12 protein-coding genes and 1 pseudogene are annotated in these 14,573 nt (G+C 67.3%); 4 read left to right on the top strand and 9 right to left on the bottom strand.

All coding sequences use genetic code 11. The features are described from left to right. Window positions 1-30: 30 nt before the first annotated feature. Together QE395_RS12310 and QE395_RS12305 are read right to left on the bottom strand one after the other, a co-directional pair. Complete coding sequence (locus QE395_RS12310) at window positions 31-324, bottom strand: hypothetical protein (protein ID WP_093533157.1); 294 nt, start codon at window positions 322-324, stop codon at window positions 31-33. A gap of 104 nt (window positions 325-428) precedes the next feature. Beyond that, complete coding sequence (locus tag QE395_RS12305; RefSeq protein WP_095363343.1) at window positions 429-1,388, bottom strand: LysR substrate-binding domain-containing protein; 960 nt, start codon at window positions 1,386-1,388, stop codon at window positions 429-431. Between the two features lie 160 nt (window positions 1,389-1,548). Here QE395_RS12305 and QE395_RS12300 point away from each other — a divergent pair, with 160 nt between their 5' ends. Then, window positions 1,549-2,430: a DMT family transporter gene (locus QE395_RS12300; protein ID WP_095363342.1), complete on the top strand. Its 882-nt coding sequence runs from the start codon at window positions 1,549-1,551 to the stop codon at window positions 2,428-2,430. A gap of 16 nt (window positions 2,431-2,446) precedes the next feature. Here the strand turns inward: QE395_RS12300 and QE395_RS12295 are convergent, their stop codons facing one another. Continuing rightward, on the bottom strand, window positions 2,447-3,346 hold the full coding sequence (locus tag QE395_RS12295) for a peptidylprolyl isomerase (RefSeq protein WP_095363341.1): 900 nt from the start codon (window positions 3,344-3,346) through the stop codon (window positions 2,447-2,449). Between the two features lie 148 nt (window positions 3,347-3,494). Here QE395_RS12295 and QE395_RS12290 point away from each other — a divergent pair, with 148 nt between their 5' ends. Continuing rightward, window positions 3,495-3,860 carry a PadR family transcriptional regulator gene (locus QE395_RS12290; protein WP_068850434.1) on the top strand — a complete coding sequence of 122 codons (366 nt, stop codon included), beginning with the start codon at window positions 3,495-3,497 and terminating at the stop codon, window positions 3,858-3,860. Beyond that, window positions 3,857-4,873, top strand: a complete 1,017-nt coding sequence (locus QE395_RS12285) for a sensor domain-containing protein (RefSeq protein ID WP_095363340.1) — start codon at window positions 3,857-3,859, stop codon at window positions 4,871-4,873. The genes QE395_RS12290 and QE395_RS12285 overlap by 4 nt, the downstream gene beginning before the upstream one ends. 259 nt (window positions 4,874-5,132) lie before the next feature. Here QE395_RS12285 and phaZ read toward each other — a convergent pair whose 3' ends face one another. Further along, a complete protein-coding gene (gene phaZ / locus QE395_RS12280) occupies window positions 5,133-6,446 on the bottom strand; it encodes a polyhydroxyalkanoate depolymerase (RefSeq protein ID WP_068850440.1) in 1,314 nt (437 codons plus the stop codon). 97 nt (window positions 6,447-6,543) lie between these two features. After that, complete coding sequence (locus tag QE395_RS12275; protein ID WP_068850442.1) at window positions 6,544-7,140, bottom strand: class I SAM-dependent methyltransferase; 597 nt, start codon at window positions 7,138-7,140, stop codon at window positions 6,544-6,546. Between the two features lie 133 nt (window positions 7,141-7,273). Between QE395_RS12275 and QE395_RS12270 the strand changes: the two genes are divergently transcribed. Then, window positions 7,274-7,729: a CopD family protein gene (locus QE395_RS12270; RefSeq protein ID WP_306989296.1), complete on the top strand. Its 456-nt coding sequence runs from the start codon at window positions 7,274-7,276 to the stop codon at window positions 7,727-7,729. 57 nt (window positions 7,730-7,786) lie between these two features. Here QE395_RS12270 and QE395_RS12265 read toward each other — a convergent pair whose 3' ends face one another. From QE395_RS12265 to lpxB, 4 genes and pseudogenes are all read right to left on the bottom strand, one after another. Beyond that, window positions 7,787-8,746 (bottom strand): acetyl-CoA carboxylase carboxyltransferase subunit alpha, encoded by a 960-nt coding sequence (locus QE395_RS12265; RefSeq protein WP_068850446.1) that lies wholly within the window; start codon window positions 8,744-8,746, stop codon window positions 7,787-7,789. Window positions 8,747-8,825: 79 nt separating this feature from the next. Next, window positions 8,826-12,407 carry a DNA polymerase III subunit alpha gene (gene dnaE, locus QE395_RS12260; RefSeq protein WP_306989294.1) on the bottom strand — a complete coding sequence of 1,194 codons (3,582 nt, stop codon included), beginning with the start codon at window positions 12,405-12,407 and terminating at the stop codon, window positions 8,826-8,828. 320 nt (window positions 12,408-12,727) lie between these two features. Further along, window positions 12,728-13,387: a ribonuclease HII gene (locus QE395_RS12255; protein WP_068850451.1), complete on the bottom strand. Its 660-nt coding sequence runs from the start codon at window positions 13,385-13,387 to the stop codon at window positions 12,728-12,730. Beyond that, window positions 13,384-14,559 (bottom strand): annotated as a pseudogene (gene lpxB / locus QE395_RS12250) (lipid-A-disaccharide synthase); the annotation flags it as partial. The pseudogene lpxB and the gene QE395_RS12255, both read right to left, overlap by 4 nt. Window positions 14,560-14,573 lie beyond the last annotated feature (14 nt).

The following is a 14,573-nucleotide window of genomic DNA, read 5'->3' as shown; positions in this document are numbered from 1 at the left end:
ACGGTGCATACCTACCGATGGGTTGCCACGTCAGCCCTCGTCGGTTTCGTATTCGACGAACACATCCAGTTCCAGCGCCAGCTCCTGCACGGCATCGCGCACCTTCTGCGCGGTGCTTTCATTGCCGACCTCGACTTCCAGCTCATGCGTGCCCGGCCCGATGTCATCGGACAGGCCGGCCGAGCTGGAATCGTCATCGTCCATGTGCGGCATCAGATCGTCGGTTTCCTCGACGTGCTCGATGCCCTCGATGCTCTGGAGCAGGTCGCTGATGGCGCGCGCATCGTCTTCGGTACCGGTGATCCTGAGTCGCAGCATGGCCATGGGAAGGTCTCGTGGGAGTGGGGATTCCACCGTAGCGATGCGCCGGGCAAAAGCGGGTGAATGTTGCCGGGCCGGTGGTTGGGCGACATTCACCCGCCGGTAGCTCACGACCGTTGGTCGTGAGGCGTTTGGTCGTGAGGGCGGTTCAACAATTCATCCGGCAACGCCGGCACGGGCGTACGTTCGTCCTGGGCTTCGCGCTTGAGCCAGTCCATGAACGCCACCGCCGTCGGGCTGAGCGGCCGGTGTTCGGCGTGCACGATGTAATACGCATAGCGCGCCTTCAGCGCCGGCCCGGGCAGGCGCACCAGTTCATAGCGCTGCAGGTACGGCTGGGCGATGTGCTTGCGCGCCAGCACCGCGCCGATGCCATACACCGCCGCGCGCATGGCATCGGTGCTGTCGCTGAAGATGTGCTGCGCGGTCAGGTCCAGGCCACGCACGCCGGCGGCCCGGAACCAGTCGCGCCAGCCCTGCGGTGACATGTCGCTGACCAGCGGCAGCGTGGCGATCTGCGCGGGCTCACGCAGCGCCGACACCCCCGGCAGGGCCGGTGACGCCACCGGGCACAGCTCGTCGTCCATCAGGTGGTGGGCGGCCAGGCCCGGCCACTGGCCCAGTCCGTAGCGGATGCCCAGTTCCGGACCGTTCTCGTCGAAGCGGACCAGTTCGCTGCTGGTCTGCAGCTCGATGCGCATGCGCGGATGCAGGCGAGTGAAACGCGGCAGGCGCGGCACCAGCCAGCAGTAGGACAGCGAGCGCAGGGTAGTGATCCGCAGCGGCACCACATCGACCTGCGGGTGCAGGTTGCCGGCCACGGCGTTGATGTCGCTCAGGGCGGCGGCGGCGGCGTCAGCCAGCTGGCGGCCTTCGGCGGTCAGGCGCACGCCACGGGCATGGCGCTGGAACAGCACCGTGCCCAGCAGTGCTTCCAGCCGCCGCACGTGGTGGCTGACCGCGCTGGCGGTGAGGTGCAGCTCCTCGGCGGCATGGGCGAAATTCTGGTGGCGCGCGGCGACCGCGAACACCCCCAGCGCGGGCAGCAGGGCAGGGCGCAGGATCATGGCGAGACCCAAATCATATTTGTGGCTTGCAGGGATATTACGCGCTTGTCGAGGCCCCGCGGCAGGTAGATGCTGCGTGTCTGATCCCTGGAGCCCGCGCCATGTTGCTGCCCGTCCCCGCTGCCGTCGCTGCCAGTTCCTGCCGTGCCGGGAGCCGCCCGTGAGCGGCGCGCCGGTGAGTGCGGGGGCGATCGAGCGCGACTGGCGCACTCCGCTGGAGCTGACCGTGCTCGGCGCGATCTGGGGCTGCTCGTTCCTGTTCATGCGCGTGGCGGTGCCGTCGTTCGGGCCCTATGCGCTGGTCGAAGTGCGGCTGCTGCTGGGCGCGCTGGTGCTGCTGCCGTTCCTCTGGCAGGCGCGCGCGCAGTTCCCGGCCCGGCGCTGGTTGTGGCTGGTGCCGATCGGCCTGATCAACTCCGCCATTCCGTTCGTGCTGTTCGCCTGGGCCGCGCAGCGCGCACCGGCCGCGATCGGCGCGATCTGCAACGCGATGACCGTGCTGTTTGCCGCGCTGATTGCGTTCCTGTTCTTCGGCGAGAAGATCGGCATGCGCCGCGCGATTGCGCTGCTGGTCGGCTTCGGCGGCGTGGTGGTGCTGGCCACCGCCAAGGTGTCCGGGCTGAGCATCGGCGCGGCGGTGATTGCCGGTTCGCTGGCTGCGCTGCTGTACGGCTTGGGCGTCAACCTGGTCAAGCGCCACATGACCGGCCTGCCGCCAGCGGCGTCGGCCGGCGCCACGCTGGGCAGCGCGGCGCTGCTGATGCTGCCGATGGCGCTGACCCACTGGCCGGACGCGCCGATTCCGGCTGTGTCGTGGGCGTGCGCGATCGCGCTGGGGGTGGTCTGCACCGGCTTTGCGTTCCTGATGTTCTACCGCCTCATCGCGCGGATCGGCCCGGCGCGCGCCTCCACCGTGACCTACCTGGTGCCGATGTTCGGCGCGCTGTTTGCCTGGCTGTTCCTGGGCGAGCCGGTGACCTGGGCAATGGTGGTCGCCGGCGCGTTGATCCTCGGCAGCGTCGCCGCCAGCCAGAAGCGCTGACGCGACGCGGCATCCCTTACCGCACGGGCACGGGGATGTTGCACAGGTCGATATGCCCGGCGGCGCGTTTGTAGAAGTCGTCCACGCGGTTGCGGCGCGCTTCGACCGTATCGGCGAAGGTCTTTGAATCGGTGCGCAGCACCTGCAGCGTCGGTCGCTGCGCTTCCGGCAGGTCGCTCACGCGTTGGATCGAGCGGATCGCGGTGCGCTGCGAAGCGTCGGCGTAGAAGCCCATCGGGGCCGGTCCGCGCGGCAGCGCGCTGAGCAGCTCCATGCCCTTGAGCACCCGGCCGACCACGGTGATGTTGCGGTCCAGCTGGCGCGGCGACTGGCCAGTGACCACGTACAGCTCGGCGCCGATGCTGCTGTCTTCGTCGTTGTTGCGGCCGGCACCCAGCGCGCCGTAGCAGTGCGCCAGCCAGGTCTTGCCGTCCTGCCGGTCCTGGCCCACCGCGAAGCCGTCGACGAAGCCGGTCTGGTCGGCCCAGCCGTCGCGATCGGGCAGCACGCTGACCTTCAACCCTTTGCTGTCGCGCTGGAACTCCGCCGGCAGCTTGCGCTTGGCCGAGCCCAGCGGCTTGGCCTTGGCCGCGTCATCGGCATCAGCATCGCCGAACTGCACCACGAAGTTGTCCTGCGCGCGGTAGATGCTCTCGCCATCCCAGAAATGCTCATGGGCCAGGGTCTGGATGTTGGCCACGTGCTGCGGCGCGAAGGCCGGGGCCAGCTCGATCAGGACCTCACCGGCATCCAGCTTCATCACCAGCAGGTTGGCCGGATCCGGCGTGCGCCAGTCGCTCGCGGGCGAGGCTTCCAGGATCTGCTGGGCGCTGCGGTACGGCGTGGCTGCGGTGGCCAGGCCCGGCAGCAGGCAGGAGAGGGCAAGCGCAAGCAGGGCGGGACGGCGTGGCGACATGGTGGACCCCGGGATGAACGATCCCCGATTCTGCGCGAAGCCCGGCTCCGGCCGCCAGCCCACCCTGTCCCCCGGCAGGGTGACTAACGGCACGTTCGCTATAGCTGACTTCGCACTAGTGTTGACTCCACGCTAGCTGGAGATCGTCATGAGCGACCACGAGGTCCACCTGAAGAAGTTCCAGAAGGAGCTCAGTGCCGGCACCGTGTCGCTGGCCCTGCTGGCGGTGCTGGCCAAGGCCGGGGAGCCGCTGTACGGCTACCTGATCGCCAAGGAACTGGAACGGACCGGCGAGGGCGTGCTGAGCGGCAAGCAGAGCGCGCTGTACCCGGTGCTGCGCAACCTCGAAGGGGCCGGGCTGCTGGAAAGCCAGATCGAACCGTCGGTGGCCGGGCCACCGCGGCGCTACTACCGCATCAATGAACGCGGCCGCGAGGTGCTGGCGTTGTGGAGCCAGGCCTGGCGTGCCACCCGAGATTCCGTCGATTCCGTGCTGGAAGGGGTACTGCAATGAACGAACAGAACAGGGCGGGCGGGGGCCTGCCGACCACTATCGGGGAATACCTGGCACAACTGCGCGCCGCGCTGCATGACGCCGATCCGGCGATGGTGCAGGACGCGCTGTACGACGCCGAGGAATACCTGCGTTCGGAACTGGCCGCCCAGCCGGGCCGCAGCGAGGCGGAGGTGATTGCCGACGTCGCCGGCAGCTACGGTGCGCCGGAGGAAGTGGCCGAGATCTACCGCGAAACCGAAATCACCGTGAACCGCGCGCTGCGCACCCCGAGCGCCAGCGTGCGGCCGATCGCCCGGGTAGTGCCGGCGCAGGTGGCGCCGGGTGTTGCCGCCGCAGCGGCCGCAGCCGGCGGCGATGCACCGCCGACCGACCGTGTTCCGCCGCCGCACCGCTCGGCGCTGGCACGCTTCTTCGGCGTGGCACTGGAACCGCGGACCTACGGCGCGCTGTTCTACATGCTGCTGTCGTTGGCGACCGGCATCTTCTTCTTCACCTGGGTAATCACCGGCCTGTCGATGTCGCTGGGCCTGATTGTGCTGATCATCGGCATTCCGATGACCGTGCTCTTCTTCGGTTCGGTGCGCGGCCTGGCGCTGCTGGAAGGGCGGCTGATCGAAGCATTGCTCGGCGAGCGGATGCCGCGTCGGCCGCGCTATGCCGACCGCAGCCGCAGCTGGCTGCAGCGCATCGGCGACATGTTCACCGATGGACGCACCTGGCTGACGATGCTGTACTTCATGCTGATGCTGCCGCTGGGCATCATCTACTTCACCATCGCGGTCACGCTGCTGACGGTGGCGCTGGTCTTCATCTGGGCGCCGGTGGCCTCGATGTTCGCGCTGGGCGCCCCGAGCCTGTACTTCGAAAGCGAACTGGTCGTGCTGCCGCTGTGGGCCACCCCCGCGCTGGCGGTACTGGGCGTGGTGATCCTGTTCTGCACCATGCACCTGGCCCGCTTCATCGGCCACCTGCACGGACAGATGGCGAAACACCTGCTTGTACGCCTCTAAGTCTACCGACGGCCGGCCAACGGCCGGCGCTACCGCCAGGCATCCGGAGCCCTTGGTTGATTGACCATGATCCGGATGGGCCCGTAGCAATTCGTAGGTCCGGCCGTTGGCCGGACACCGCGCGCAGCGCGGCGCAAGCATCCGAAGTCGTCGAGATCAGGCCACGGTGATCCGACCGGCGTTTAGCCCCAATCGAAACCGCCCGTCAGACGTTCATGATCCGGATCGAAGCGCCGACAACCGTCGGCGCAACCGGTCGTCAACCCGCTTTCTTACGGATCGGGGTGACATTGCTGGCGGCCTTGGCCGCCTTCTTCGGCTTCGCCGCAGCCTGCGCGTTGGCGGCGAAGAAATCGCGCACCTTGGGGTACACGGTTTCGCGCCAGCGGCGGCCGCTGAAGATGCCGTAGTGGCCGGCGCCCTCGACCACGAAGTGCTCACGGCGCGCGGCCGGGATACCAGTGCACAGTTCCTGCGCCGCTTCGGTCTGGCCCAGGCCGGCGATGTCGTCCAGCTCGCCTTCGATGCTCAGCAGCGCGGTGCCGGTGATCGCACCGGGATCCACAAGCTCACCCTGTACATACCACTCGCCGCGCGGCAGCAGGAATTCCTGGAACACCACGCGGATGGTGTCCAGGTAGTAGCGCGCCGGCATGTCCAGCACGGCGTTGTATTCGTCGTAGAAGCGACGGTGCGCATCGGCATCTTCCATGTCGCCCTTGACCAGGTCGGCATAGAAATCCCAATGCGAACTGAAGTGCCGGCTCGGGTTCATCGACAGGAACCCGGCGTGCTGCAGGAAGCCCGGATACACGCGGCGACCGGCGCCCGGATAACCCGGCGGCACGGTGTGGATCACGTTGTTCTCGAACCACGACAGCGGGTTCTGGGTGGCCAGGTTGTTCACCGCGGTCGGGCTGCAGCGCGCATCGATCGGGCCGCCCATCATCACCAGCGAACGCGGCGTGGTTTCGCCACGGCTGGCCATCAGCGAAACGGCGGCCAGCACCGGTACGGTCGGCTGGCACACGCTGACCACGTGCAGTTTCTCGGCACCGAGGTGGCGGATGAATTCCTGCACGTAGGCGATGTAATCGTCCAGGCTGAACTCGCCTTCGCTGCCGGGCACCATGCGCGCGTCGACCCAGTCGGTGACGTACACGCGGTGGTCGCGCAGCAGGGTGCGCACGGTGTCGCGCAGCAGCGTGGCGTGGTGGCCCGACAGCGGCGCCACCACCAGCACGAACGGCTGGTTGAGCATGGTGTTGAGCTGGTCGGCTTCGTTGCTGTGGCGCTTGAAGCGCAGCAGCTTGCAGAACGGCTTGACGACTTCTTCGTGCACCACGATCGGCACGCGCTCGCCGTCGACCTCGATTTCGTTGATGCCCCACTCGGGCTTCTCGTAATCCTTGCCGATGCGATGGAACAGCTCGTTCACCGCGGACAGGCGGTCGGCACCGGGCATCTGCGACCACCAATGGCCCTGGTTGGCGAAGAACTTGGCGTTGGCCTGGGCCTGGTGCACCCACGGGGCGAGCAGGTTGCGGGTCAATTCATGCAGCTGATAGAGCATGACGTCCGAATATGTATGGTCTTATGTTGCCGCGCAGCATACCTCACCCGGGTCGGGAACGCCTTAATAGGCAGATCCGTCGCAACCGGTCATGAGATCAACGGCCACTGCGTTCCAGGGCGGCGGCGTGGCCCGCCAGTGCGGGCGACAGCCAGCAGTGCGAACCGAGCGCGGTGAAGCCTTCGGCCGTCAGCTGGCGCCGGTACCAGGCCGCCGGGCGGGCCTGGAATCCTTCATGGTCACCTTCGAACTCGTCCTCGGCGGTGAACGCCTCCAGGAACGCCACGCCACCGGTGAGCTCGGCGAAACCGGCCAGGGCGGGGCGCAGCTCGCGGGTGGGCACGTAGTGCATCACGTCCGAACAGACCAGCAGGTCCACCGGCGCGCACGGGCGCAGCCAGGCGAAATCGCCAACCCGGGCCGGGTGCAGGTTGCGGCTGCGGCCGTAGCGCTGCACCGCATAGTCGCTGCTGTCGAAGCCCATGTACTGCACGCGCGGGCGCAGCTTGAGCAGCGGCGCGCGCCAGGCGCCTTCACCGGCGCCGATGTCCAGCACGCTGCGGATCGGGCGCTCCAGGTAGTACTCGGCACTGGCGACGGCCAGTGCGACCTTGCGCGCCAGGCGCGCCGCGCCGCCGGTCTGGTCGGGCTGGTACCAGCGCTGGAAGTAGGCCTGGTCGTAGGTCTTCTGCATGCGGGGACAGGGATCGAGGACGGGGTGGGTGCACATGGTAGCCGAGCCCGCTGCGTCGATCTGCCGCGCATGCGCAGCCCGCGTGAATCGGCCAGAATGAACGACATCCCAAGCCAGCCGCCGGAGCAAGCGCATGCAGTCCTACTACTGGGTCAAGACCTTCCACCTGCTGTTCGTGGTGGCGTGGATGGCGGCGGTTTTCTACCTGCCGCGGATCCTGGTGAACCTGAGTGAGACCGCCGGGCAGCTGCCCGTCGTGGAGCGCCTGCAGCTGATGGGCCTGCGCCTGTACAAGTTCGGCCACATGATGTTCGGCTTCGCGCTGATCCTGGGGCTGGTGCTGTGGTTGGGCTACCGGGTGATTCCGGACTACCCCACCATGGTCGCGCCAGGTGCGGCAGGCTGGCTGCACGCCAAACTGGGGCTGGTGGTGCTGCTGCTGGTGTACTACTCGTGGACCGGGCGGCTGCTGAAGGGCGCGGTGAAGGGCAAGGTGCTGCCGTCGTCGCGCGCGCTGCGCTGGTTCAATGAACTGCCGCTGGTGCTGTTCATCGGCGTGGTCTGGCTGGTGCTGGCCAAGCCGTTCTGAGGGACAAAAAAACCGGGCGCATGGCCCGGTTCTTCTTGCCGCAATCGCAACGGCCGATCAGGCCGTTTCGTAGGCGCCGTAGCTGCGCAGGCGCTCGTAACGCTTCTGCAGCAGGTCTTCGGTGGACAGCTTCTCCAGCGCGTCCAGCTCGTTGAGCAGCACGGCCTTCAGGCGCTTGGCCATCTGGTTCGGGTTGCGGTGAGCTCCGCCGGTCGGCTCGCGCACGACCTTGTCGACCAGGCCCAGGCTCTTCAGGCGCGGCGCGGTCAGGCCCAGCTGTTCGGCGGCATCCTTGGCCTTGCCCGCATCCTTCCACAGGATCGAGGCGCAGCCTTCCGGGCTGATGGTGGAATACACGCTGTATTCCAGCATCACGGTGCGGTCGCCCACGCCCAGCGCCAGCGCGCCGCCGGAGCCGCCTTCGCCGATCACGGTGCAGATCACCGGCACCTTCAGTTCGGCCATTTCCATCAGGTTGCGCGCGATCGCTTCGGACTGGCCACGCGATTCGGCATCGATGCCCGGCCAGGCACCGGCGGTGTCGATCAGGGTCAGCACCGGCAGGCCGAAGCGCTCGGCCATCTTCATCAGGCGCAGCGCCTTGCGGTAGCCCTCCGGCTTGGGCATGCCGAAGTTGCGCTTGATCTTTTCCTTGGTGTCGCGGCCCTTCTGGTGGCCGATCAGCATCACCGAACGGCCGCCGATTCGGGCCAGGCCACCCATGATGGCCTTGTCGTCGGCGAAGGCGCGGTCGCCGGCCAGTTCCTGGAACTCATCGCAGAAGATGCGGATGTAGTCGGCGGTGTAAGGGCGCGAAGGATGGCGGGCCAGCTGCAGCACCTGCCACGAGGTCAGGTTGCGGAAGATCTGCGCGGTACGCAGCCGCAGCTTGTCCTGCAGGGTGCGCACTTCGGCCTCGACATTGACCGCCGGGCCGGCGCTTGCGCTGCGCAGCTCCTGGATCTTTGCCTCCAGATCAGCGATGGGTTGCTCGAAGTCGAGGTAGTTCGGATTCATCGGAAGCCGTCGTGAAGAAAAGAGGGAAAGTGTAGCCGAATGCGTCTAAATGCCCCGTACGCCGTCGTCTGGTCAGGGGCTAGTTGGCCCATGGCGGGCTGTACCGGACTTTCAGCGTCCGGACCGCCGGGTCGGCCCGCAGGGCGTCCACCAGCTGGCTGTCCACGCGCACGGCGGTGTCGCCGGCCACGTCCAGCATGCCGGCTACCGGGCCCTGCTCGGTGCCCAGCAGCAGGTCCAGGCGCAGGGGGGTGCGGCCGGGACGGTGGCGGTCGAGCAGGCCGTTCACCCGCGCCCAGACCGGGTCGCCCTGGCGCAGGTCCAGGCGCAGCGACAGGCGGGTGGCGTAATTGGCGCAGATTTCCTCGAAGTCCCAGCACTGGCGGATGCGCAGGGCATAGCCGCCATTGAACTCGTCCTCGCGCAGGCCGCCCTTGACCACCAGGATGCGGTCCTTGGTCATCAGGTGGCCGAACTCGGCCAGGCCATCGGTGAACGCGCTGCATTCGACCCGGCCCTTCCCGTCTTCAAGCTGCATGAACACCTGGCTTTCGCCCTTGCGGCGCACGCCGACCACCAGGCCGGCCAGGATCACCGGGGTTTCCTGGCGCCAGGCGCGCTTTTCGCCATCCTTGCTGGGGCGGGCAGGGGGAATCAGTTTTTCCAGCATGCCCAGGTCGGTGCCGACCAGTTCCTTGACGTCGTCGGCATGCGGGTCGAACGGATGGCCACTGAGGTAGAACCCCAGCGTTTCGCGTTCGCCGTCCAGCAGTTGGCCCAGCCCCCATTCCTTGGCTTCAGGCAGGTCCAGCTGCAGCGCGGTGCTGACCGGGTCGGGCGCGCCGAACAGCGAGTTCTGGCCGGACGCCTTCTCGCGCGACATCTGGTCGGTGGCCTTGAGCACTTCAGGCAGCTGCAGCATCAACGAAGCGCGGTTCTTGCCGAGGCCATCGAGCGCGCCGCAGTTGATCATCGCTTCAAGCGTGCGCCGGTTGAGCTTGCCCGATTCGATGCGCATGCAGAAATCCAGCAGCGAGGCGTAGCGGCCCTTGGCCAGGCGCTCGTCGACCACCGCTTCGCAGGCACCCTGGCCCACGCCCTTGATGGCGCCCAGGCCGTACTGGATGGTGTCGGCGCTGGAGGCTTCGAACATGTACGCCGATTCGTTCACGCGCGGCGGCAGCACGGTCAGGCCGAGGTTGCGCACTTCGGCCAGGAAGCCCACCACCTTGTCGGTGTTGTCCATGTCCGAGGACAGCGTGGCCGCCATGAACTCGGCCGGATAATGGCGTTTGAGCCAGGCGGTCTGGTAGCTGACCAGCGCGTAGGCGGCAGCGTGCGACTTGTTGAAGCCGTAGCCGGCGAACTTCTCCATCAGGTCGAAGATTTCGTCGGCCTTGGGGCCGTCGACGCCGCCCTTGGCCGCACCCTCGCGGAAGATCTCGCGGTGCTTGGCCATTTCGGCCGGCACCTTCTTGCCCATCGCGCGGCGCAGCAGGTCGGCGCCGCCGAGCGAGTAACCGCCGACGATCTGCGCCATCTGCATCACCTGCTCCTGGTACACCATGATGCCGTAGGTGTCTTTCAGGATCGCTTCGGTACGCGGATCGGGGTAGATGATCTCTTCCTGGCCGTGCTTACGCGCGTTGAAGGAGGGAATCAGGTCCATCGGGCCGGGGCGATACAGCGACACCAGCGCGATGAGGTCTTCGAAGCGGTCGGGGCGCGCGTCCTTCAGCAGGCGGCGCATGCCCGAGGATTCGAACTGGAAGACCGCGCCGGTGTTGCCGTTGGCGAAGATGTCCTTGTAGGTGGGCGCATCGTCCAGCGGCAGCGCGGTGATGTCGATCGGCGGAATGCCGGCGCGGGCATGGCGCTTGTTGATCGCCTTGACCGCCCAGTCGATGATCGTCAGCGTGCGCAGGCCGAGGAAGTCGAACTTCACCAGGCCGATTTCTTCGACGTCGTTCTTGTCGAACTGGGTGACCGGGTTGCGGCCACGGCCGCCTTCATCGTGTTCGGCGAACAGCGGGCAGAATTCGGCCAGCGGTTCCGGCGCGATCACCACGCCGCCGGCATGCTTGCCGGCGTTGCGGGTAAGGTCTTCGAGCTGGCGCGCCAGGTCGATCAGGTCGCGCACGTCGTCTTCGTTCTGGTAGCGCTGGATCAACTCCGGCGATGCCATTTCCGAATCCTTGCCTTCGCCCATCGCATCCTTGAGCGAAATGCCCAGGATGTTGGGAATCAGCTTGGAAACCCCATCGACCAGGCCATACGGGAAACCGAGCACGCGCCCGGAATCGCGCACCACGGCCTTGGCGGCCATGGTGCCGTAGGTGATGATCTGGCTGACGCGTTCGCGGCCGTACTTGCGGGCGACGTAGTCGATGACTTCGTCGCGGCGGTCCATGCAGAAGTCGATGTCGAAGTCGGGCATCGACACGCGTTCGGGGTTGAGGAACCGCTCGAACAGCAGGTTGTACGGAATCGGATCCAGATCGGTGATCTGCAGCGCCCAGGCCACCAGCGAACCGGCACCGGAACCACGGCCGGGGCCGATCGGAATACCCTGGTTCTTACCCCACTGGATGAAGTCGGCCACGATCAGGAAGTAGCCCGGGAACCCCATCTTGATGATGGTGGCCAGCTCGAATTCCAGCCGCTCGAAATAGTCCTCGCGGGTTTTGCCTTCGGCCAGCGGATTCTTTTCCAGGCGGGCTTCCAGGCCCTTGCGCGATTCGCTGCAGATCCAGCTGTCCAGCGTTTCGTTTTCCGGCACCGGGTAGTTGGGCAGGAAGTAGGTGCCCAGCCGCATTTCGATGTTGCAGCGTTCGGCCAGCGCCAGCGTGTTGTCGATCGCATCGGGGATGTCGGCGAACAGCGCGCACATCTCTTCGGGCGATTTGAGGTACTGCTGGTCGCTGTAATCGCGCGGGCGCTTGGGATCGTCCAGCACGCGGCCGGAGGAAATGCACACGCGGGCTTCGTGCGCGCTGAAATCGTCAGGGCGCAGGAAGCGCACGTCGTTGCTGGCCACCACGGGCAGGCCACGCTGGCCGGCGGCCACCAGGGCAAACTGGTTGAACGCTTCTTCGCCTTCGCGACCGGTACGGGTCAGCTCCAGATGCAGGCCGTCGCCGAACACGCGCTGCCAGTCGGCGAGCTGCTGCTCGGCCAGGTCATGCCGGCCTTCGCCGGCCAGACGCCCGGCCAGGCTGTCGCGGCCAGCCAGGGCAAACAGGTTGTGGCAACCGCCCTTGAGCCAGTCGGGGTGCACCGCCACGCCGCCTTCAGGGCGGTGGCCTTCCATCCAGGCACGCGTGAGCAGGCGCGACAGGCTGAGATAGCCTTCGCGGTTGCGGCAGAGCAGGGTCATGCGCCAGGGGGTCATGCCCTCTTCGGCGATCATGATGTCGGCACCGGCGATCGGCTTGATGCCGACCGTTTCAGCGGCCTTGTAGAACTTGACCAGCGCGAACAGGTTGTTCAGGTCGGTCACTGCCAACGCGGGCAGGTTCAGTTCGACGGCGCGGCTGAGCAGGTTGGCCTGCTTGGCCTTTTTCGGGTCAGCCTGATCCGGTTTCGCCGGGACACGGATGGTCGAATCCGCCAGCGAAAACTCGGTGTGGACGTGCAGATGTACGAAACGGGAAGTGGACATGCCGGGCCAATGTAATGCCCGGTCAGGGTAGCCGCGCGGGGCAAGCGGAACAAGGCTTGACAGGGGGTTGGGTTAAGGCCGCCCCAACGGAAGGTCGGCTCGCACGGAAGAGCAGGAGCAAAGGCCGGGCTTTTGATCTCCGTTGGGCACCAGCCAACTGTCAAAGGGCGGCGGCGGTGGGTTTGCGGGGGTGTGAGCCGCATGGATGCGGCGACCAAGCCCCCATGGATGGGTTCACGGCGTCCCCCGCAAACCCACCGACGCCGCCCAAGCCAGACGAACTCCGACGTGCCGCTTTGGCTTTGGCTTTGGCTGTTGCGTCAGACAGCAGCAACCAACGCGCTGTCCAGGCAATCACGCACGGGCGCGAAGCTGCGGCGGTGGTGGGGGCAGGGCCCGTGGGTGCGCAGGGCCGCCAGGTGGGCCGGGGTGCCGTAGCCCTTGTGCTGGTCGAAACCGTATTCGGGGTGCTGCTCGTGCAGCTGGAGCATGTAGCGGTCGCGGCTGACCTTGGCCAGGATCGAGGCCGCCATGATCGCGCGGTCGAGCGCGTCGCCTCCGACCAGCGCCTGCGCGGGGCAGGGCAAGCCCTTGGGCACCACATTGCCGTCGATGCGCGCGAACTGCGCCACGTGCGCGACCGCCTCGACCGCCCGGCGCATGCCTAGCATCGTGGCCTGGTAGATGTTGAGCGTGTCTATCTCCGTCACGTCCACCATCACCACCTGGAAGGCCAGCGCACGCTGCTGGATCCTGTCGAACAGCTGGTCGCGGCGGATCGCCGTGAGCTGCTTGGAATCGTCCAGCCCGTTCAGACGCGGGCGGTCCGGGCAGAACACCACCGCCGCTACCGCCACCGGGCCGGCCAGCGGCCCGCGACCGGCTTCGTCCACCCCCGCCACATAGCGCGGCGCGACCGTCGCCAGCGCCGCCCCGTCGAACAGCGCCAGCGAGGCCGCCGCAGCGTGGCGGCGGCTCATGCCGGCGCGTTCCCGCGCGGCTTGCGTGCCAGCAGTTCCGCCACCGCGTCGGCCGCGCGCGCCGACGCGTCCTGGCGCAACTGCAGGTGCAGCTTTTCGTACGTGTCCTGGATCTCGATGGCGCGTTGCGGCTGATCGAACCACTGCATGATCGCCTCGGCCAGCTTGTCCGGCACGCAGTCGTGCTGGATCAGCTCCGGTGCCAGGTCCTTGCCGGCCAGGATGTTCGGCAGCGCGAAGCGGTCTACCTTGATCAGGCCGAGCGCCTTCACGATCCGGTAGGTCAGCTCCGCCACGCGGTAACCCACCACCATCGGCCGCTTCACCAGCATCGTCTCTAGCGTGGCCGTGCCCGAGGCGAGTACCACCACGTCGGCGGCGATCATCGCCGTGCGTGCCTGGCCGTCCAGCAGGTGTGAGTAGGCCACCGGCAGCGCCGAGCGCGACAGCTGCTCCTGGATCAGTGCACGGCAGGCCGGGTTGGCTGCCGGCACCACCACGTGCAGGCCAGGAATGCGTTCGGACACCTGCCAGGCCGCTTCGAAGAACGCACCGCCCAGCTTGCTGATCTCGCCCAGCCGGCTGCCCGGCAGCACAGCCAGAACCTTGGCGTTGACCGGCAGGCCCAGGGCCACGCGGGCCGCTTCGCGGTCGCTGTGCAGCGGAATGTCATCGGCCATCGGGTGGCCGACGAAGCGCGCGTCGATGCCATGGCGGGCGTAGATGGGCGGTTCCATCGGGAACAGGCACAGCACCAGGTCGGCGCTGGCACCGATCTTCTCCGCACGCTTTTCGCGCCACGCCCAGACCGACGGGCTGACGTAGTGCACCGTGGTGATGCCGCGCTCTTTCAGCCAGCGCTCCACGCCCAGGTTGAAGTCCGGGGCGTCGATGCCGATGAACACGTCCGGCTGCCACTCCAGCACCCGCGCACGGAACTCACTGCGCAGCTTCAGCAGGCGCGGCAGGTGGCGCAGGATTTCGGTCAGGCCCATCACCGCCAGCTCACTGGCATCGAACCAGGTCAGGCAGCCGGCGCTGCGCATCGCATCGCCGCCAATCCCGGCGAACTCGGCGTCCGGGAACCGCTGCTGCAGTTCGCGCACCAGGCCGGCGCCAAGCAGATCGCCGGAGGCTTCACCGGCAACCAGCGCAATCCGCAGCGGTCGCGAAGAGCCCGGCGCCG

The sequence above is a fragment of the Stenotrophomonas sp. SORGH_AS_0282 genome, from assembly GCF_030818125.1.
Classification (GTDB): domain Bacteria; phylum Pseudomonadota; class Gammaproteobacteria; order Xanthomonadales; family Xanthomonadaceae; genus Stenotrophomonas; species Stenotrophomonas rhizophila_A.
The sequence above is the reverse complement of the archived record's forward strand: the minus strand, read 5'-3'. Positions and strand labels throughout refer to the sequence as shown.

Excerpts from the sequence above, each read along its gene's own strand:
- phaZ (WP_068850440.1), bottom strand. The coding sequence starts at position 6,446 with ATGCTCTATCAGCTGCATGAATTGACCCGCAACCTGCTCGCCCCGTGG.
- QE395_RS12310 (WP_093533157.1), bottom strand. The coding sequence starts at position 324 with ATGGCCATGCTGCGACTCAGGATCACCGGTACCGAAGACGATGCGCGC.
- QE395_RS12255 (WP_068850451.1), bottom strand. The coding sequence starts at position 13,387 with ATGAGCCGCCGCCACGCTGCGGCGGCCTCGCTGGCGCTGTTCGACGGG.
- QE395_RS12265 (WP_068850446.1), bottom strand. The coding sequence starts at position 8,746 with ATGAATCCGAACTACCTCGACTTCGAGCAACCCATCGCTGATCTGGAG.
- QE395_RS12305 (WP_095363343.1), bottom strand. The coding sequence starts at position 1,388 with ATGATCCTGCGCCCTGCCCTGCTGCCCGCGCTGGGGGTGTTCGCGGTC.
- QE395_RS12270 (WP_306989296.1), top strand. The coding sequence starts at position 7,274 with ATGCAGTCCTACTACTGGGTCAAGACCTTCCACCTGCTGTTCGTGGTG.
- dnaE (WP_306989294.1), bottom strand. The coding sequence starts at position 12,407 with ATGTCCACTTCCCGTTTCGTACATCTGCACGTCCACACCGAGTTTTCG.
- QE395_RS12285 (WP_095363340.1), top strand. The coding sequence starts at position 3,857 with ATGAACGAACAGAACAGGGCGGGCGGGGGCCTGCCGACCACTATCGGG.
- QE395_RS12295 (WP_095363341.1), bottom strand. The coding sequence starts at position 3,346 with ATGTCGCCACGCCGTCCCGCCCTGCTTGCGCTTGCCCTCTCCTGCCTG.
- QE395_RS12290 (WP_068850434.1), top strand. The coding sequence starts at position 3,495 with ATGAGCGACCACGAGGTCCACCTGAAGAAGTTCCAGAAGGAGCTCAGT.
- QE395_RS12275 (WP_068850442.1), bottom strand. The coding sequence starts at position 7,140 with ATGCAGAAGACCTACGACCAGGCCTACTTCCAGCGCTGGTACCAGCCC.